Genomic DNA, 19,480 nt, shown 5'->3' on the forward strand with positions numbered 1-19,480 from the left:
GCTGAATTAGTACAGGAACGATCTGCTGATGATAACCAGCAGAATGAACAGAACCAGAATGGCACCTGTGCTTGTAAAACCGCCGCCGTATCCGCCAACTCCTGACATTTCGCATGACCTCCTTCGTAATGGAGTACGTGATATCGTATGCACCGCGAAACCGCAGGGTCTGGGTGGGCAGTGCCCAAGTATGCGGACGGCCCGAAATTCGCACGTTTTGGCTTCTGCGGCCGTATGATAGAAATCAGATGAATAGATCTAACAAAATCGCCGGTTTACTTGCCGGATTTCGCTTACACGTCAACTTGCATATGGAGAAAACGGGAGGCTGGCCATGGATTCACAAAACGTTCTGCCCAATACCAAACTGGGTAAAACCCAATTTCTGAATCGGCACTCGGAGCTGAAAAAGTTTCAACCGGATACGGCGCAGGCAACGAAAGATCATCTGTACGACTTTCTTAAACGGTACCGGATGGTGTACGTCAAGCCCAACAACGGGACGGGCGGGCGGGGCATTTTCAAGGTCGAATACAGCCCGAAGGGCCGGTACCGGTATCAGATCAATGAGACGAAAAAGAAATTCGACACGTACGATGAGCTGTACCGCACCATGTCCAAGCATTTCGGGGACACGAAGCATCTCGTTCAGCGGGGCATTCATCTTCTGACGAGCAAGGGCCGGCCTTTCGACATCCGGATCATGGTACAGAAAAATTTGCGGGGCGATTGGGAAAACACCGGTATTATCGGCCGTGTAGCGCACCCGGATAAGATTGTGACCAATTATCACCGCGGCGGAACCCCGACGGAAATTTCGAAGCTTTTGAAAGAGTACCTGAAAAAGGAACAAGTGCCGGATTACGTGTCAAAGCTGAACCGGCTTGGCCATGAAATCGCCGAATATATGGAGACCGGTTATCCCAAAGTAACGGCGATCGGCGTGGATATCGCGCTGGACAGCGAGCTGAAGCCCTGGATACTCGAAGTGAACACCAAGCCGGACGCGTCTATTTTCAAAAAACTGGACGACAAGAGCATCTACCGGAAAATATGGAAGTACAAAAAAGCAAACCGGATCATCCTCCGCAGAAGGAGCGTCGACAATAGTCTTAAATCCCAGCCTCTTACCAGGGTATAGACACCAGGACCGGAACCGCTCGGAAAAAACGCATAAAAGGGGTGCAGGAGATTCTCCTGCATCCCTTTATGCGTTTTAGCCGCAAGACCGCTTATGAAGGAACGCCCCGTCGGATTTGCGATCCAGTGACGAGGCGCCCCGGTTATTTTTCCTGCTCCTGCTTCTGCTCCTGCTTCTGCTCCTGCTTCTGCTCTTGTTTCTGTTCCTGCTTCTGCGCTTGTTCGTACAAATGGAGCGCGTACTGCAGCGGCCGGCGAATGGATTGCTGGTACAGATCTTTGCGGCCCATCTTCTTGAACAGTTCACGCCCCGGCTTCGGATTTACTTCGATCAGCCACACGCTGCCCTGCTTATCGATCCCGATATCGAGCCCGTATTCCAGCATTCTGCCGAAATGCTTCTCGATGACGGTGACGACCCCATGGGCCAAATCGTGGCACTCGGCGATGATCTCGCGTGTCTTCTCGGGCGTGAAACGTTTGTGAAGCACGGCTTCCGTGGAGGACGCGCGGCCGCCTCCGTGCAGGTTCGAAGTGGGATTATTAACGGCGCCTATGCGCATGCCTTCGCCGGTAACTTCCCACTTGCCCTTGTCGTTTTTCTGGATGAGCAGCCGCATGTCGGAGACGTGGCCAGGCAGAAGATCCAGATCCAGTCCCTGCTGGATCATAAAGCTGCCCTTGCGTATCCTCTCCTGGCGGACCCACTGGTTGAGCCAGTTCGTGAGCGAGGTGAGGTTGCGGAAGAGGACGTTGCGTTTCGCGTACCCTTTCGTCCGTCCGAGCAGTCTGTAGCCGCCCTTCACCCGTGAAATCTTCACGATGCTTTTGCCGCCGGTTCCGTTTCCGGGTTTGATGTAAACAATCTGGTGATTTTTAAACATGCGCACGAGGTTTTCGGCGTTATAATCGACGGTAGCCGGAATCCATTTCTTGAGTGCTTCCTCGTTCGAAAAAAGCCGGGTCGCGCTCATTTTGTTCGTAAACGTATGATTGGCGTACACAAAATGCTTTTGTTTGCGGAATTCGCTGTAGCCTTCCTGTGCCGTTCGGCACCGGTCGATGACGACGTCCGGCCAGGGGAAGATACGGCTGGTCCAGCTTCCGTTTCCGACCGGTACATAGCCGCGGACCTGTTTTTTATCCGGGAACGCATCTTTGTGAGAGAAGATAAATACGGTGGCGTCTAACTTCTGGCCTTCCCTCACCAGCGAGCGAAAATAGCCGGGTTCCTTGAAGGAGTGCCCCTCCCGCCAGGTGAGGATGCCGATTACGGGCTTTGCCATTACGATTCCCAGTCCCTTCTTGTTAAACTGTATTATCATATGGCCGGCGGGAGCGGTTTGTGAGTTTGAAACGGGGGGCGCGGCGCCTATCCTTCCCCGGCGGGGGAACGGTCCGGAACCTTTTGACATACAATGAATGTACGAGTAGGGATTGGAAGTCCGCATACGCAAAAAAAACCGGGAGCCAAGCTCCCGGTTTAGAAGGCCATGACGCATTATTTGAGAATGCGGGCCGATGCGACGTAGTGATTTTTCTGCCAAGTGTTGTTGAGATCACCGATTACGACATCATCCTTTGGGTTTACGTTATGGATGAATTTGTTATTCCCGATGTAGATACCCACATGGCCGATTTTGTTGACGGTATCCTTGTTCTTAGCTGTAGCCGTAGTGGAGAAGAAGACGAGATCGCCTTTGCGCAGCTCGCTCTTGCTGACAGGCGTTCCCAGCTTGTATTGGGCACGTGCGCCCCAAGGCAGGTGGATACCTTCCTTATTGAAGACATACTTCGTGAACGAAGAGCAGTCGAAAATGAGCTTATTCGTATCGTTCTTGGCGTAAGCGTATTGCACCTTACCTTGAAGAGACTTGGCGAACGAGAGAATGCTGTCCGCCTGCTTGCTCCAGGTTGCGCTGCTGGAACCGGAAGTTCCGGGTTTAGAAGGAGCCGGAGCCGTAGAAGTTCCGCCGCCGACCGCCTTTAAGTACAAGGTGGAAATATAGCCGGTTTGACCGTTATAGTTCACCTTGACGTAATACTGGTTTGTATTTTCGAGCACAGTCAATTTGGTGCCTTTAGGCACGGTTCCATAAATTTTTCCTTGGCTGGAATAAGGAAGTTGTTTCAGATATGGATTGCCTGTGGTAATAATAGTAGATGATGTTGTTATTGCTGGTGCCGTCGCTGCAAAGGCGGCCCCGGCGCTAAGACTGCTTCCTGCAAGAAGACTTAGTCCCAGCACAAGCTTGGCTATTTTTTTCATAGAAAGAATCCTCCGCTAGTAAAAAGATTGTGTGAGTTACTTGATGACTCTTACTGCGGTCACGTAATGGTTGTCCCACCAGCCGGAACCCATGTTGCTGTAGGTGACGCCCCCTTTTCCAAAGGTGTGAAGGACTTTATTATTGCCGGCATAAATCCCGACGTGACCGATGCGGTTAACGGAGCTTGCGGAATATTTCATTGTTTTGGTCGTGGAGAAGAAAACGAGATCTCCCGGTTTAAGCTCGCTGCGTTTGATCTTGACTCCGTTTTTGGACTGATCGCGTGCGCCGCGGGCAAGTTTGATTCCGTTCTGCTGATATACATATTGAACGAAAGAAGAGCAGTCGAAGGAGCTCGTGTTGCCTGTCTTGGCTCCGAATTTGTAAGGTCTGCCGAGGTATTTGTTACCCAGTGTGATGATCTTATCGGCTTTCGCTTTGAAAGCGGAAGAAGAAACGGCGGCGTGCGATTGCTGAGGAAGAGCAGTAAGTCCTCCCGAGAGGGCGATTGCGGCGCTCAGACTTGCGATGATGAGTTTCTTTCCTAGTTGTTTTTTCATGTCTTGTACCTCCATCTCGTGATGTGTCTCAGTATAGCACACACAAAGATGGGGTTAATTGGATAAAAAAGCGCAAACCCAGACCTCGTCTGGGTTTGCGCCGTTTAATTAGAAAACTATTAGAAATAGCCCGAAAGGAACTACTGAGCGGATGAGAAGCCTTTCATTCTGTTTTCTCTCCGCTATCCTCTGTTTATCTCGGGTTTTCTTGCGCTTACATTAATGATTCGCCAAATACTTGGAGTAGCGGATGACCCTGCGGACGGACGGCCTGATTTTACTGCCCCCGTCCAGGGCGGTATTGTCGTTCTTCGACGGCTTCGAATTGATCTCCAGCAGCCACACCCGCCCGCCGGTATCGACAGCCAGATCGACCCCGAGCTCGCCGAACAGGGCGGGGATACGCGTCTGGATGCCTTCCGCTACGGCAAGGGCCGCTTTACGGATCTGCGCCGAGATCTTCTTGTGGTCTGCCGCCGGCAGAGAGGTTTGGGTGAGCGCCTCCTTGACCGTGCTGAGCGATCCGCCGCGGGCCAGGTTGGAGACGAAGTGGTTGGCCCCCGCAATCCGGGCGACGACGGAGGTAATCGCCCATTCTCCCTGCTGGTCCTTCTGGACGAGGGCGCGGAAATCGACGGGGCGGCCGCCGACCTGCACGAGCTGAAGACCCTGCTGGATCTGGTAGCGGCTCGTTTTCAGCTTCCCGGCCTGGGCGTTGAACAGCTTCAGCAGACTCGGGTACACTTTGCGGCTCGTGCCGTTCAGCGTAGGGATATCACAGCTGTACGATCCCCCTCCCAGCGCGGAGATACGCAGAATGCCTTTGCCGAGGCTTCCCAGCACGGGCTTGAGGAAGACCGTGGCGTGCTTTTTGCACATAGACTGCAGCATGGCATAGTTTTTGAAGAGATACGACTCGGGAAGAAAGCTTTTGCACGCCGCTTCGTCTTTTAAAGCTTGAAACACTTCCGTTTTGTTCAAATATTTCTCGTTAAACACTTTGGCGCCGTAGTTTGCTTTGGCATCCCGGAAAAATTGCTGGACCTTCGGCCGGTTTTCCAGAATGCGCGAGGTGAGCCGGTTATAAATAACGGAAGGCATCGGGAAAGTTTCTTTTTTCCAGCTCCCGGAGGCATAGTGCCAGCCGTTTATTCGCGGGCTTCCCGGCTTTATGCCGTCAACGGAGAAGAAAAACACGCGGGCTCCCTGCTCCTTGCTCGCTTCATCCAGCTCTTTGCAAAAAGCCGTAATTCCTCCGAACAGGTTCGGTGAGGAGGGCTGAAGCGTTTTGACAAGTACGCCGATCAGCGGGTTGGAGGGGCCCGTTTTCGCAGTGATTTGTGCCTCAAGAAGTTCATCTTCGGTCAACCCGTTGAGACAGCCGGTCTCCGCGGAACGGTGCTGCTGGCTTTCGGCGGTATCCAAGGCGGAGATTGCTTCCTCCGGTCCCGTTGAGCCGCCGGGGGGCGGGGTTTTGCTCCCGGGGGAATGCGGATCCACCCGGAGCAGTCCCGCCGGAAGTGGTGATGCTTGCCGCTTTTTGCGGGACGGAACCTGTTTGGCCATATATAATCCCCTTCTCCAAACGAATCTCCTGCAAGCATTTTATTAGAAGGGGAGGGTTGGTGTGCCTGTACGATGCCGCGGATTTACCAGACGGAATACCGGAGGAAATAATGGGCGGCCAGCGCCAGCAGGCCAAGCGCCAACTGCACGATCCCTAGCCATAGCGTAAACGTCTTTTCCTTGCGCCAGCCGCTTATGGCATAAATCCGCTTGTCGATCCAGAGGAGCATCAGCCCCGATACCGCAAAATAACCTCCGAGATAATGCAAAAAGCCGATTTTTAGGATGAAAACCGCCTCCTATCTGAACTGCATGCCGGTCCGGTTGATGCGGACCGTGGTCTGAACCTCGACGGGGAGATCGGCATAACGGGTTTCCCATTTTTCTTTTGAACCGATGCGGGCGGACCAGTATGCGTGCTCTTTCGCCCGGATGTACTCCCCGAAGCCGAAGATATCCGATTTCATCCGCTGTGTTTTCCGGATAAAGTTTAGGATGATTTTGTTCACTTCTTTGCTTATCGCTTCTTCGATTTTGGAGATGGCCTTTTCGTCGATTACGCTGTCTTCCAAGTACTTCTCTTCCAGATCCTGCTCCAGATAGATCATCACTTTGAAGCGGGGAGAACCGTCCTTCATCTCCAGATGAATCCTCGATTTTCTTAGTGTAGTCGTTGCCATGACCGGGCCTATCCCGGGCACATCCACAAGCGGGGAATAGCCGCCCGGATTCATCTCTTTTACGGACATAAAGGCCCCGATTTCAAGAGGTTCGGAAGTTCCTACCATTTTATTGTTGCGGAAAAGAGCCATGCCCCCGATCAGGATGTTCTCGTTCCGGCGAATATCGACATAAGGAAGATAACCTTCCTGCCCCTGCTTGGACTGGGTGCTCCAGAACGTCCCGATATAATCGCGGGGGAACTTGCCGAGTTTGACCGATTTATCGAGCATGGCCAGGACATAGAGCGTCGGGACTCTTTCCAGGGGAGGGGCCACGTTAAGGAAGCGGGCGGCCTCTCCTTTGGAAATAAGCAGCCATGTTCTTCTGCGCACCTCGGAATCGCGGCGGAAATAATCGTTGATGTGTTCGAGGGTATCGTAGGCAACCTCTTCGCTGACGACTACCACCCGCAGATGGATCAGAAATTTGGGATCGGCAATCTGCTGCTGCAGATTGTTCAGGGCGTCGTTGACTGTATGACCGAACACGGAAACGATCCAGACCGGCTTGGTCGTGTCTTGTCCGCCGCTGCCTCCTCCGCCTTCGCCGGGGCCGAGCGGAATGCGGCCGGGCACGGCAATAGAAGCGGTCACGCGGATCATTTTGTCGGCCGGAATCGGATTGGGCTCCAGATGATTAACCCGGTCTTTGCTCTGAATATTGGGCGGATTTTCCGCCCGGTCTATGGCCATGCCGAGAATGAGAGCGCGGTCCTCGACCTCCTGCTGATCCCAGCAGCCGGCCAGGAGCAAAGACAGCAGCGGCACAGTCAGAAGCAGAAACGGCAGCCTAGTCCTTGTCGGGCGCATGGGCGACGCCTCCTTTGCCGCGTATGCCCGCTATAAGCAGCAGAGCAGACGGAATCACGATCATGGCGATCAATCCCCATGGGAGAATGTGGGTACTGAGCCTGTACAACTGGATCACGTTCTGCGGCATCATGGCCGCCAGAAACATGAACGGCATCAGGAAGGTCGCCAGCATCCGGTGATCTTTGAGCCCTAATTCTTCTTTTATAATAAGGAGAATCAGGTAGTATCCGCTCAGGAGGGAATTAAAGACCGAAATAATCCATGTGACGAGGAAAATGGCATCCATTCTCTCCAGAAATTCCCCGGGAACGATCGTCGCTCGTCCAAGCTCCAAAGTGGGCCAGACGAGTCGTTTGATTTCCTCCGCCCCGAAAACGCCGACCGTGGTGATTACGATCACCAAATAAAGTCCTCCGGAAATCGCCGTTCCGGTTAACCCGACCTTGAGCGCTTTCTGCGGGTTTCTCATGCGCGGTACGATAAACGTGTAGATCACCACGTTCCGGAACAAGGTGGTGATGCCCAGAGAGCCGATCCAGAACGTGAAGTCCGGATTTGTCGTGAAGGGCTGCAAATTCAGCAGTTCCACTTCCTTAAACGAGAGCATCATGATAACCACGACAGGACCTACCACGAAGGGAGTATAAAACGCGTGAATCAGCGTAAACGAGTAAATATCTTTGCGTGCGGATAGCACAACGAGCAGCAGCATCATAAACAGGATGACTTCAAGCGGTGTGCGCCGCAGAACGAAAGTTCCGGTTACTTCGCTGAATTCCCGGAAAGAAAAGGCCGTCGCGACGAGATAGAACAGCGCGATGACAACTAACAGCGCGCCGGATGCCCATTTGCCGAGTATCAGCTTGCTGTAAGCCACGGGGGACAGGTCCGGAAACCGCATCCCGAGCAAGGACCAGAGCATGACAAGCAGGGCGCCCAGCAGGATGCCGCCGGCCGTTATGAGCGGCGCGGCCGTTTCGCCTGCGGTAACGGCGAGTCTCGGCAGGGGGAGCACGCCTACTCCGGCTATCGTGCTGATGAGAATGCACATGGCCTGCCAGTTCGTTAAGCGCTGGTCATTCATCCGGCACACCCCCTTGGTCCGGGTCTTCGGGAATCTTGTCCCAGGAGCTGGACGGCGACCGGTAATACCGGTCGATATGCTTGCGTCTTTTGGTCTGAAGCGATTTTAAATGTCCCGGCCTGTCGCTCATCCACCAAATCGGTCCGCGCAACAGCGTATCTTTCCATTCCTGCGCGTTAAAAGGAGTGACCGGGGTCATATAGGGGACGCCGAACGAGCGGATGCTGAGCAGATGATTGGTAATGAGAATCATCCCGAACATGATGCCGTACAGCCCAAAGCAGCCGGCAAGCACGATAAGCGGAAACCGGAGCATCCGCAGAGCGATGGCGGCGTTGTAAGCCGGCGTAGCGAAAGAGCCGACGGTGGTCATGGCGATGATGACGACCGTAATAGGGCTGGAGAAACCGGCCGATACGGCCGCCTGGCCGATGACCAGGACGCCCACGATGGAAAGCGCCCCGCCGATAAGCTGGGGCAGGCGGATGGTGGCCTCGCGCAGCACTTCCATAGAGATTTCCATCAGGAGGACTTCGACCATGGCCGGGTAAGGAACCCCCGCTCTGGAGCCGGCTACCGCCACGGCAAAGTCCGTCGGGATCACTTCCGGATTGAAGGAGATCACGGCCACGTAAAGCGAGGGGAACACCAGGGAAAAAAGCAGCGCAACCAGCCGGATGAACCGGGTCATACTGCCGATCAGGAACCGCTCCGTGTAATCGTCTACGGTCTGGTAAAACTGGCTGAACACAGTCGGCGCTATAAGCGCAAAGGGGGAACCGTCGACCATAATGACGAACTTGCCTTCCACAAGCGCGGCGACGGTCTTGTCGGGGCGCTCCGTATTCTGAATCTGCGGAAAGGGCGAGAGCGGATGATCCTCGATGAACTGCTCGATATACCCGGCATCCAGGATGGAATCCGTATCGATGGAGGACAGGCGCTTCTTGGCTTCATGGACCAGTGCCGGATGGGTAATTCCCTGAATGTAACAGAGCGCCACCTTCGATTTGGTCACGCGCCCGATGTGCATCGTATGTACACGGAAATCGGCGGTTTGCAGCCGGTACCGGATCAGGGCGAGATTGGTCTGTAAATGCTCGATGAAACCTTCCCGGGGACCGCGGATCACCTGCTCGGTCTGCGGCTGCTCGATCGAGCGTTTTTCGATCTTCCGTGTATCCGCCAGGAAGGCCGTCGCGATTCCGTCCACCAGCAGCACGGTTTCCCCCATGGTCAATTCGTCGATGATCCGGTCAGGGGCCTTTTCCTCCGTGATCCGGCTCACCTGAATGACCTTCTCCGTCAGGTAGGAGGCCAGCGATTCGGAATCGACAATCAAATCTTCCTGCTCCGTATGAGTCATAAGCGGCTTAATCAAATAAGAACGGATCATCTCCTGGTCCGCAAAAGAGGAGAAGAACACAAGAGCGGCGGAAGTTCCTTCGAACAGCTGAAAACGGCGGACGGTCAGATCATCGTTGTATTGAAGAACATCTTGAAAAAGCTTCAGATTTTCCTCGATTCCCGCGGAAAGCTGCTTGCCGCTCAAAATTTCTTCTATATATAGGCTCGGTACCGCTATCCGCGGCTCGGGCATGGGGCTGCCGGTTTTACGGTTTTTCATCCAGTTCCACATCATCGTTCTCCTCCTTTCTTGGGCGGGTTAGGGGAATGGACCGGACGTTCGTTCCTCAACCAGGAAAAATCACTTGGATATGGGGCTTAATATTGATCATTCCAGCCGCTTTCATTCATAGGGAGGCGGATAAGAAGTTCAACAGAAATAAGAAAAAAGCGGAAACCTCCCGCTTTTTCTTTGCTTATCTTTATGATTTACTGGGCAACAAAGTCCAGGGATAAAGGCAGGTTGTTTGAAGGCTGAACGATAGTATGAAGCGTATAAGTCGGTGTATCGTTAATGACAATGCCATTCCCCTTATCTACATGGCGATTAGTCACTGTACTGATTTTATAATTGATAAATGCGCCGCTGGTTCTGCTGCCATACAAGGTATAAACATTCGGAAGTCCGCTGGAATTGGTAATGTTAATGTGGTACGTATAGTCCGTACACCAGTAAGCGCCCCTGATTTTACCGTTGAAGGATGCAGGAGTTTGATCTTGCGGGTTTCCGTCGATATTCCATCTGGACAGGAGAATGTCTTGTTCATTTATATACCCGCCATCGTCGCTTTGCGTAATAAATCTAGCAGGTGCAGCGCTCGTCAAGGTAAGATGGATATCCGCAGTTCTTCCCGAATATTGCAGCAGACCCCGATAATCGTCTTTTGTTTTGGCATTGTAGTTGGTCGAGGCAATGGTTGCCGTATTTGCGTAGGCGGCTAAATTCGTCGTTCCCGTATTTGTTGAAATATCTGAAATTTTCACATTAGCGTCACTGCCCGTAGTTACATCTACTGCTCTGAAATCCGCGATATGTACAATCGCTTTCTGACTTGCAATTCCTCCCGCTGCGGAATATTCATAAGCGTATCCTTGACCCGGCGCAATAGTTGCTAGATAGGTTCCGCCGGCATTTTTGCTCATAAAGCCCGAAGTGGCCGTAGAAGCCGCTTTCGTAACATCCCCGCCCGCATTGGAATCTCCATAACCATCCTTTATCAAATACAATTTAACGGAGTTTGTGGCAGACGGGTTTTTAACGTACAAAAAGAATTTTACGTTTTCGGTCGTCATATTTCTGTGGGAGGACCAAAATCTAAACGTACCATTCAGGGTGTCCCGGTATAACGTCTTGTTGACTTGATGATCATAGATGGATTCCGGCGCATTTGAAACGAATACGGGATGCCCCGTTTTGGAAAAAGTAACATCGCCGGAGGTATAGGATTCCTTGACTGATGGAGTTGGAAAAGGTGTTTCCGTTCCTATGGTGTAAGCAGCAAAGGCGTTACTAGGTACTAATAAAATTGTACACATCAACAGTAATAAACTGGCTGTGTTAATCATGCGTTTTCTCATCCTATACACTCCTAACCGTATCGGTTTATTTGGCATGCTTATGTAGATCAAGCTTGTCTTGTAACCTGTGATATCGTTTTTAAACGACTAAACGAACTCCCTTCCTTATTGAATTTTATACATCTGTATCTTAAATAGAAAATATTTCCAATACAACTAACCAGATGGTTTAAGTCATTGATTTACCAAAAAATGTCATCACTTTGCTATACATAGCCTTGTTTATTATCGAATTGTTCCATTGTCTGACCATGGATGAAATGAAAAGTCTGCTAGACTAAGACAAACAAAAAAAGCCTGTGCATGAAGCACAGGCTTTTGCGTAAGCGAACTCAATAGGATGCCGGAACCGACGGTTACAAAGAAATAAGGATGTTTATTAATGTCTGACCGGTGGTTTAAACGAGGCCTAATTATACATACATCGGCCGGTTCATTGGAGTTATTTCTCGTAAGGCTTGTTCTGGTAATAGAAATTCGGGGTTTTCCAGGTGTTCTCATACTTGCTGTGAAAAATAGGCGTAGTCGCCGGAGATACCGGGGGAATCAGCCACGTCCAGTCTCCCGTTACTTCCCTTCCCGCCTGGGCTTCCTGCTGCTCGAACAGCTGAAACTGCTGGGCTGCCGTATGATGATCGACAATGGATACGCCGGCGTTGCGGTAGGAATGATAGACGGCGGCATTCAGCTCGATCAATGCGCGGTCCTTCCAGAAGGTCGCATTCGAACCGGTATCCAGCCCCATGAGGGAAGCCGTCCGCGGAAGCAGGTTGTATCTTTGTTCGTCAGCCAGGTTGCGGGCACCGATTTCGGTTTCCATGTACCAGCCGTTAAAAGGGGCGGCGGGATAAGAAATGCCGCCGATTTCCAGGCGCATGTCGGCGATAATGGGCACGGCGTACCATTTCAGCTGCAAATCCTCGAAACCCGGCAGTTCGGGATGACGGAGGGGAACCTCCAGAACGAGGTCGCGGGGAAGCTCGAACCACCGGGGAGCATCGTCGCCGATCTGGATGACCAGCGGAAGCAGATCGAAGTGCGTTCCTTCGCCTTCCCAGCCCAGCTCCCGGCAAATCCGTGTGAAGGGGATGGAGTTCGGATCGCCGACCGGTCCGTTCTCCGTCTCGTAACCGGCGTAACGGATGAGCTGGTGGTTCCAGAGGCGTACGGGACCATTGCCGTCCTTCCCGGCGGGCGGGAGAACGGTGATGGCCGGACGGATTTTTCCGTCATTCGTGGCAAAACGGATATGCGTAAGCAGAGCGTCGCGCACTTCTTCGAAGGTGCCGGTATGACGGCCGTCAAATACACTCAGCGTGTTCCAGAACAAACGGCCGATGCAGCGGTTGCTGTTGCGCCAGGCTAATTTGGCGCCGTACTCCAGTTCTTCCGGCCTATGTACGTAAGTGCCGGTTTCTTCGATTTGGGCGCACACGTCGAGCCACCGTTCTTCGGCTTCCTGTTCGCTGCGGCCCCATTCGCTGTAACAGGTATAGAGGAAGGCGCGGGCTTTGTCCGCGATGTCGTTAGTTGAGTTCATTCGAATGCCTCCTTGGTTCAAGGATCGGCACGGGGTAGTCCGTTAGTCCTTGCTATGTAATGAGCGTAACATAAATTCGGACGCGCAAAATCGACAGTTTTGGGAACGCGTGCGCCGCCCTGTCAGGATGTCTCCCGGCGGCGGTTTTCATACGGGACGGAAGGGAGCGGGCGTGTGCCGAAGAGTGGGGCGGTAGCGCATGGGCGAAGCCGGCGAGGGAGCCGGGCGGCGACGTCGAGCGCGTGGGTGCGCAGGATGCGCCAGGCGGAGCGAGCAGAAGCGGGGCTGCTGCGCATGGGCGAAGCCGGTGAAGGAGCCGGATAGCGATGTCGCGCGCATGGGAGCGCAGGATGCGCCAAGCGGAGCGAGCAGAAGCGGGCGAGGGAGCCGAGCGGCGACGTCGAGCGCGTGGGCGCGCAGCCGCGGCAAAAAGGCCGCCGTAACGTCCCCGGCGGCCCTTCCTTCACCCGCGCAGAGCAAAAGCTCCTGCGCGTTCATACATCGGTGACCGGCCCATATGGGTCCGGTACACCACGATCTCTTCCGCCGTCCAAGAGGCGGAAGGAGGCTCACCCGGCGCGTCCAGCAGGTCACGCGCCCATTTGCGCCCGCCTGTACAGCGGCGGGCGAGCGTGATGTGGGGCCGGTAGGGCCGGTCCTCCGGCTCGAAGCCGAGAGACGAACAGGCCGCTTCCACATCACGCTGAAGTCTTTGCAGGGCGTCCAGATCGCCCTGCAGACCGGCCCAGAGGATGCGCGGGGCATCCTTCGGGCCGAAGGTTCCCGCACCCGCTGCGGTAAGCTCCAGCGGAGTATGAGCCTCTGCCGCTTGTTCGAGCAGAGGGGACAGGGCGGGCAGGGTAGACCGGGGCGTGTCCCCGATAAACTTCAGCGTGATATGGAAGTCCTCCGGATGAACCCATTTGTGGAAGGGGGTTCCTGAATCTCTCAGCCTCTCGGTCCAGCCGCTCAGATTCTCCCTGACGGGTCCGGACAGCGGAACGGCGACGAACAGGCGCTCTAACGGATCGGTCATGTCGGATCTGCTCCTTTTGCGTAAGCTTCTTTTAATTTTGGCGGAAAGGCCCGTATCCATGCAACTTTCTCTTGATGGTGCTGGCGAATACTGCTATCATAGCGATAAATCAAATGAAGCAGAGGGTGTGGAGAGAAAAATGGGAAACCGTGCTTACAATTTTAACGCCGGTCCGGCGGCTCTGCCGCTGGAAGTGCTGGAACAGGCGCAGAAGGAATTTGTCGACTTCCGCGGCATCGGCATGTCGATTATGGAAATTTCGCACCGCAGCGCAGAGTACGAAGCGGTGAACAACGAAACGCAAAACCTGCTTAAAGAATTGTTCAGCATTCCGGACGGCTACAAAGTGCTTTTCCTCCAAGGCGGAGCAAGCACACAATTCACCATGATTCCCATGAATTTTCTGCAAGCCGGACAAACCGCGGCCTATGTTCAAAGCGGCGCGTGGGCGGACAAAGCGATCAAGGAAGCGAAGCTTTTCGGGGAAACCGCGGTTGTGGCGAGCTCGAAAGATCAGAAGTTCATGCGCATGCCGGATCTCGGTGCGCTTAACCTGTCCGATCAGACGGCTTATCTGCATGTCACATCGAACGAAACCATCGAAGGCTCGCAGGTTCAAAGCTACCCGGACACCGGCAGCATTCCGCTCATCGCGGATATGTCCAGCGATATTCTCAGCCGTCCGGTCGACGTCTCGAAGTTCGGCCTGATTTACGCGGGGGCTCAGAAGAATCTAGGTCCTTCGGGCGTAACGGTCGTTATTTTGCGGGAGGACATGCTGGAGCGCGCGAATGCGAACCTTCCGACCATGTTCCGCTACGACACCCACGTGAAGAACGATTCGCTTTACAACACACCGCCTTCTTATTCGGTGTATATGATCAATCTGGTGCTGCACTGGATCAAACGCCAGGGCGGACTTGCCGCACTGGAGAAGATCAACCGCGACAAAACCGACCTGATCTACAACGCTATCGATGCCAGCGGCGGCTTTTATCAAGGCTGCGTCGATGCGGACAGCCGTTCCAGAATGAACATTACGTTCCGTCTGCAATCGGAAGAGCTGGAAAAACTTTTCGTCAAGGAGTCCCAGGCAAACGGATTTGTCGGTCTCAAAGGTCATCGCAGCGTCGGCGGTCTGAGAGCCTCGACTTACAATGCGGTTCCTTACGAGTCGTGCCAGGCACTCGCCCAGTTTATGAACGATTTCAGCAAGCGCAACGGGTAATGGTTTACAAACAGGCATTCTTCTTTATCATGACCGGAAAACGGGGCCCCGCAAAGGGCCTCGTTTTTGTGCTTGAACGTCCGCTTTGCAGGACTTGAACAAGCGTTTGAAAGTCGCGTGCGCTTCTGTCCCGGACTGCCCGCGAAGCGATTTGGCCCGTAAAGCCATACAAAAGGAACGGCGGAATCATCCGCCGTTCCTTTTTACTCCTTGTGTATGCTTGTATTCCGGGAGGCCCTCAGGCAAAACTCTCTTTAATGGCGGGTTCGGTCAATTTGTAGCCGACGTTGCGGATGGTCATAATATATTCGGGTGTCCGGGCGTTGGCCTCGATTTTATCTCGGAGATGTGAGATGTGGACATCGACGATACGGGTATCGCCGAGGAAATGATAATCCCAGACGCCGTGCAGCAACTGCTGGCGGCTCAGTACTTTGCCTCTGTGTTTGCAAAGGAACACAAGCAGCTCGAATTCTTTGGGGGTCAGATCAACCGGCTTGCCCGCGCAGGTTACCTCGCGTTGATCGGGACGGATGCTGAGCTGACCGATCGTGATCGGAGCTTCTTCGCCCGAGGCCGGGAGGGTCTGGATGCGGCGGATGATCGCCTGAATGCGCGAAATCAGCTCCTGCGGACTGAACGGCTTGGTCATGTAATCGTCGGCACCGTTATCCAGTCCGGCGATTTTATCCGATAAATCTTGCATGGCGGTGAGCATAATGATGGGAACGAGATTGTTCTGGCTGCGCAGCTTGCGGCAGACCTGCAGGCCGTCCATTTTGGGCAGCATCAGGTCGAGAACGATAATGTCGGGACGGAACTGGCCGATGACGTCAAATACGGCCTCACCGTCATATACACACTGGACTTCGAAGCCTACGAGCTTCAGATTGAACTCGATGAGCATGGAGATCGAAGGTTCGTCGTCTACGACTAGCACTTTTTTCTTCATGAATCGGTCTCCTTTGGGTTCGGTTATTAACTCTATTATCGCACCTATGTATCACGGTCATATTAAGAACACGTAAAACGAGTGTTAAAATTGCGGAGCGGAAAGTGGTATACTAGCAGAGGAAAGAGGTGAACGTGCAGCATGGCTTTTCACATCGTATTGGTTGAACCAGAAATCCCCGCGAATACGGGCAATATTTCCCGGACCTGCGCAGCGACAGGGACTTACCTGCATCTGGTGCGGCCGCTCGGATTTTCAACGGACGACAAAACACTGAAACGGGCAGGGCTCGACTACTGGCATTCCGTCAAACTGGAATATCACGATTCTTTTGACGAGGTCAAAGAGAAATATGCCGGAAGCCGGTTCTTTTTTGCCACCACGAAAACCGATAAGCGGTATACGGATTTCGAATTCCGCGACGGCGATTTTTTCGTGTTCGGCAGAGAGACGAAGGGGCTCCCGCCCGAAATTCTGGAAGCCCACCCCGGCCAGACCATGAGAATGCCGATGTCGGATGCGGTCCGCTCGCTGAACTTGTCGAATTCGGCGGCTATCGTCTTGTTCGAAGCGCTCCGCCAGAACGATTTTCCGGGACTCCGGTAAACAGAGGGGTTTATCATGTTTTGAGATCATTCATACATTACATGAGACAAATTATAGGTTCGTGGATACAGCTAGAACAAAAGATAACCCCTTGATTTACAAGGGGTTATCTTCTTTTTTTGAACAAAGTTATTTTCAAATATCAAGCCTTATTCGGCAAAAGGGGAAATAATCATTTCCTAATACTTGCATTCATATTTATGAGAGTCTAAATGGAGATTAATGACGATATAAAATAACCCTCCATAAGAGATTTTTGTCATACAGATATTTGAATATTAGGAACTATTTAAAATAATAGGGAAGAAGAATTATAATGAAAGCGGGGATTTAAAAATTCAGGAGAAGAGCAGTCTTATGATAAGAAAGTTTCTTGTTTTAATCTCTGTTCTAATAATCCTGGCGGTAGAGTCCTCTATTTCAGTTTTTGCGAAGTTCGAAGTAACGGGAAGATATCCTTTTCTTACAAAGTTTGATTGTGCTACAAAAATTGGCTTTGATAATCCTCCCGCTGGTACATTGATTTGGGTTAAGAACAAAGATAATAACCTGACAGCAGGTCTTCAAAAATGGGATACTGGTAAAATGGGTGGGCCCAGCTCCGGCGTGATTTTAGATGTAATGCCCGAAGTTTTTACACAAGCACTAGGTGGAAAAACCATAGATGGATTTCTGTAAAATGGGTATTACTGGCATAATTAATTTACCTTATTTAAATAAATCCCAAACCTCTTATACAAAGTGGATTGGGGTTTTTTTGATAAAAAGTAAGCATGCAAAAATTAGAAATAGATCATGACGAGGAGCAAATGGGATGAAACTTAAGATAATAATCATTCTTGCAGTATTTATAACAATTGGAACTGTCCTTGTCGTACATAAAAATACTTCTAGTGAATCTGACTATCAAGATATGCTTATCTTGTTTACAGATCAAAATCTTACGGTGAGCTATTTTTTCCACCATAAAAATACGGATGATCTGGTTAACATAAAAAAAGCGGCAGATTTCCCTACTGCTGTGCTGTCAAACAATAAAAATGAACTTTATTACACGGATTTTGATTCGAATAGTGATACTCAACTATTCAAAAAAGATTTGAAGACAAGTAATATATCTCAACTTACTAAAAATTTGAAATCAGTTGACACCCTTAAATTAGATGAAGAAAATCAGAAAATGTACATGAGGGTTCTTCTTAAAGGAGATAAAAACTTTCATATAGCTACCCTAGATCTTAAAACTAAAAAAATGGTTGTATGGAATGAAGGAAATAAAGATAGAAGTGTTAAGTTTTTTGATTTCAATAAACGAACAGGCTTGGTATATGCAGTTATTTACTCCGAAAAAGAACTCTATCATAATCTTGTGGAGTTCAACAATAATCATACAACATTTAAATCCCCCCTACATCGCTTCGTTATGTTTGATGATAAAGGCAGACAACTAAAAGAGATTGGACAGATTAATGTACAAGTTCAAGATATTTCCGTATCAACAAGTGGAGAAAAGGTACTGTTTACATCCGTGAGTAATCCTAATGAAGATTCAAATTATGTCATTAATGAAATGAGAACTGATGACGGAACATATTTTTCTATATTTGAAAGCGCCCAAAATAAACTATCCAATTTGCAACAGGCACAATATTTACAGGAAGGAAGGAAAATTTATTTTCTTGCTGCCGCAAATGATGCAAAGGTACTAAAAGATGAAAGTGGTACTACGGCCAAATTGAGGTCAATTTATCAATATAATTTGATCGACCAAAAACTCACTATGAAATGGTCTAAGAATAATGGAATAATCAACGGTTTCTTATTATTTAATAAGTGAATAATTTTGGATCTGGGTAGCCTGAAAAAAACCTAAAGAGTGAGTGCCGAGAAAAGTGAGAATCATCATCGGGATAAGGAATTCATCCATGTCTGATTTCACCTCCCTTCTTTCCGAAAAGAAGGAACTTACGAACGGAACCTAGCTTTCCTAGTTTTTTTCTTCCTTTATACTTGTCTGTTATATTTAGTTGGAATGTATGTTATGTTTATGGAAGATGGCAGGAACTAAGCTTTATCCAATTTCGCCGGTTTCAACGATTCCCTCTCCTTGACAAATGGTTTGATGGGGCAGATGCCTTACCGTGCTACATAAAAGGCCGGATGGTGCCGCGGGATAAACGGGATCTCGTTACAGGCGGACGTGGGCCGGAAGGTTCATTTCGGATTCTTGAAAAACCGGAGAGCCCGGGATTCGTTACGGGATTGCATGAGCCTAAAGCAGCAGTGCGGTATTCGTGGAAAGGGAAGCCGGACGATTTTCCGGGAAAATTTACTAGGCGTATAGGCATATCCGGGCTAATTTGCGAGCCGGACAAAGGTTCTTTTGCTCTGGTGCTTTGGAATCTTGCAATCTTCTCCGTTTTATATCCCTAATTAAAAAGAATATAACGAAGTTAGAAGGAATTAGCAGAAATTTGGCGAATAAAAATGGGTAAAGATTGTAAAGCCGATTATACTTCGGTGAAATGAGGTGAGTGGCACAATGATGAAACCAGCTGGGGTTGTCCGTAAAGTGGATCAGCTTGGACGTATCGTATTACCTAAATCGCTGCGTAAAAGATACCAAATGAACGAAGGCGATCCGGTCGAAATTTTAGTACAAGGGGACCATATCATCCTAGAGAGATACCGCCCGAAATGCGTGTTCTGCGGTGAGATGGATCATGTTAACGAATTTAAAGAGCGTCACATCTGTTCCAATTGTCTGGGTGAAATGAACGCAATGAAACAACCGAGAGTTTAGTTAGGGCTTATTGCCTATTTTTACCGAGAAGATCGAACACAGAAGTTAAAAAGACGCCGTTTCCTTCGGGAGACGGCGTCTTTTTATGGCATTGTCTTTTTTTTGACCCCCTAAAAGCAAGGGGATATGGTAAAATCAGGACAGATCTTTCAGATGCGGAATAGAGAGGAGAGAG

General features: G+C 51.0%; 19 protein-coding genes. 6 read left to right on the top strand and 13 right to left on the bottom strand.

The genetic code is table 11. From position 1 onward, the window contains the following. Positions 1 to 6: 6 nt before the first annotated feature. Positions 7 to 108 carry a hypothetical protein gene (locus tag ABH899_RS04115; protein ID WP_016423864.1) on the bottom strand — a complete coding sequence of 34 codons (102 nt, stop codon included), beginning with the start codon at positions 106 to 108 and terminating at the stop codon, positions 7 to 9. A gap of 226 nt (positions 109 to 334) precedes the next feature. Between ABH899_RS04115 and ABH899_RS04120 the strand changes: the two genes are divergently transcribed. After that, a complete protein-coding gene (locus ABH899_RS04120) occupies positions 335 to 1,141 on the top strand; it encodes a YheC/YheD family protein (RefSeq protein WP_369994238.1) in 807 nt (268 codons plus the stop codon). 142 nt (positions 1,142 to 1,283) lie between these two features. Here the strand turns inward: ABH899_RS04120 and ABH899_RS04125 are convergent, their stop codons facing one another. From ABH899_RS04125 to thpR, 11 genes are all read right to left on the bottom strand, one after another. Next, the gene (locus ABH899_RS04125; protein WP_369994240.1) at positions 1,284 to 2,426 is read right to left on the bottom strand and encodes a YheC/YheD family endospore coat-associated protein; all 1,143 of its coding nucleotides are present in this window, start codon (positions 2,424 to 2,426) and stop codon (positions 1,284 to 1,286) included. A 215-nt stretch (positions 2,427 to 2,641) separates the two neighbouring features. Further along, complete coding sequence (locus ABH899_RS04130; RefSeq protein ID WP_218229102.1) at positions 2,642 to 3,409, bottom strand: C40 family peptidase; 768 nt, start codon at positions 3,407 to 3,409, stop codon at positions 2,642 to 2,644. 36 nt (positions 3,410 to 3,445) lie between these two features. Continuing rightward, positions 3,446 to 3,970, bottom strand: coding sequence for a C40 family peptidase (locus ABH899_RS04135; RefSeq protein ID WP_009676065.1), 525 nt, complete (start codon positions 3,968 to 3,970; stop codon positions 3,446 to 3,448). Positions 3,971 to 4,189: 219 nt separating this feature from the next. Then, on the bottom strand, positions 4,190 to 5,536 hold the full coding sequence (locus ABH899_RS04140) for a YheC/YheD family endospore coat-associated protein (protein ID WP_369994243.1): 1,347 nt from the start codon (positions 5,534 to 5,536) through the stop codon (positions 4,190 to 4,192). 83 nt (positions 5,537 to 5,619) lie between these two features. Further along, positions 5,620 to 5,805: a CLC_0170 family protein gene (locus tag ABH899_RS04145; protein WP_009676224.1), complete on the bottom strand. Its 186-nt coding sequence runs from the start codon at positions 5,803 to 5,805 to the stop codon at positions 5,620 to 5,622. 30 nt (positions 5,806 to 5,835) lie between these two features. Then, positions 5,836 to 7,068 carry a Ger(x)C family spore germination protein gene (locus ABH899_RS04150; protein ID WP_369994246.1) on the bottom strand — a complete coding sequence of 411 codons (1,233 nt, stop codon included), beginning with the start codon at positions 7,066 to 7,068 and terminating at the stop codon, positions 5,836 to 5,838. Next, on the bottom strand, positions 7,049 to 8,155 hold the full coding sequence (locus ABH899_RS04155) for a GerAB/ArcD/ProY family transporter (protein WP_369994248.1): 1,107 nt from the start codon (positions 8,153 to 8,155) through the stop codon (positions 7,049 to 7,051). The genes ABH899_RS04150 and ABH899_RS04155 overlap by 20 nt, the downstream gene beginning before the upstream one ends. Then, positions 8,148 to 9,797, bottom strand: a complete 1,650-nt coding sequence (locus ABH899_RS04160; protein ID WP_369994250.1) for a spore germination protein — start codon at positions 9,795 to 9,797, stop codon at positions 8,148 to 8,150. Before ABH899_RS04160 ends, ABH899_RS04155 begins: the two co-directional genes overlap by 8 nt. A 194-nt stretch (positions 9,798 to 9,991) precedes the next feature. Next, on the bottom strand, positions 9,992 to 11,140 hold the full coding sequence (locus tag ABH899_RS04165) for a hypothetical protein (protein WP_369994252.1): 1,149 nt from the start codon (positions 11,138 to 11,140) through the stop codon (positions 9,992 to 9,994). 442 nt (positions 11,141 to 11,582) lie between these two features. Continuing rightward, complete coding sequence (locus ABH899_RS04170; protein WP_369994254.1) at positions 11,583 to 12,680, bottom strand: nitric oxide synthase oxygenase; 1,098 nt, start codon at positions 12,678 to 12,680, stop codon at positions 11,583 to 11,585. A 463-nt stretch (positions 12,681 to 13,143) separates the two neighbouring features. Continuing rightward, positions 13,144 to 13,716: an RNA 2',3'-cyclic phosphodiesterase gene (gene thpR / locus ABH899_RS04175; RefSeq protein WP_369994255.1), complete on the bottom strand. Its 573-nt coding sequence runs from the start codon at positions 13,714 to 13,716 to the stop codon at positions 13,144 to 13,146. A gap of 139 nt (positions 13,717 to 13,855) precedes the next feature. Here thpR and serC point away from each other — a divergent pair, with 139 nt between their 5' ends. Further along, positions 13,856 to 14,944 carry a 3-phosphoserine/phosphohydroxythreonine transaminase gene (serC, locus tag ABH899_RS04180; RefSeq protein ID WP_042229309.1) on the top strand — a complete coding sequence of 363 codons (1,089 nt, stop codon included), beginning with the start codon at positions 13,856 to 13,858 and terminating at the stop codon, positions 14,942 to 14,944. A gap of 238 nt (positions 14,945 to 15,182) precedes the next feature. On the opposite strand, the gene ABH899_RS04185 is transcribed toward serC, so the two are convergent. Continuing rightward, the gene (locus tag ABH899_RS04185; RefSeq protein WP_009676211.1) at positions 15,183 to 15,896 is read right to left on the bottom strand and encodes a response regulator transcription factor; all 714 of its coding nucleotides are present in this window, start codon (positions 15,894 to 15,896) and stop codon (positions 15,183 to 15,185) included. A 141-nt stretch (positions 15,897 to 16,037) separates the two neighbouring features. On the opposite strand from ABH899_RS04185, the gene trmL reads away from it, so the two are divergent. The 4 genes from trmL (at position 16,038) to ABH899_RS04205 (ending at position 19,305) form a co-directional block, all read left to right on the top strand. Beyond that, on the top strand, positions 16,038 to 16,502 hold the full coding sequence (trmL, locus tag ABH899_RS04190; protein ID WP_218229110.1) for a tRNA (uridine(34)/cytosine(34)/5-carboxymethylaminomethyluridine(34)-2'-O)-methyltransferase TrmL: 465 nt from the start codon (positions 16,038 to 16,040) through the stop codon (positions 16,500 to 16,502). 357 nt (positions 16,503 to 16,859) lie between these two features. Next, complete coding sequence (locus ABH899_RS04195; protein WP_369994259.1) at positions 16,860 to 17,180, top strand: hypothetical protein; 321 nt, start codon at positions 16,860 to 16,862, stop codon at positions 17,178 to 17,180. A gap of 136 nt (positions 17,181 to 17,316) precedes the next feature. Continuing rightward, on the top strand, positions 17,317 to 18,339 hold the full coding sequence (locus tag ABH899_RS04200) for a hypothetical protein (protein ID WP_369994261.1): 1,023 nt from the start codon (positions 17,317 to 17,319) through the stop codon (positions 18,337 to 18,339). A 708-nt stretch (positions 18,340 to 19,047) separates the two neighbouring features. Then, a complete protein-coding gene (locus ABH899_RS04205; protein WP_170318711.1) occupies positions 19,048 to 19,305 on the top strand; it encodes an AbrB/MazE/SpoVT family DNA-binding domain-containing protein in 258 nt (85 codons plus the stop codon). The last annotated feature ends 175 nt before the right edge of the window (positions 19,306 to 19,480 follow it).

Source organism: Paenibacillus sp. RC84, from assembly GCF_041260495.1.
GTDB lineage: Bacteria > Bacillota > Bacilli > Paenibacillales > NBRC-103111 > Paenibacillus_F.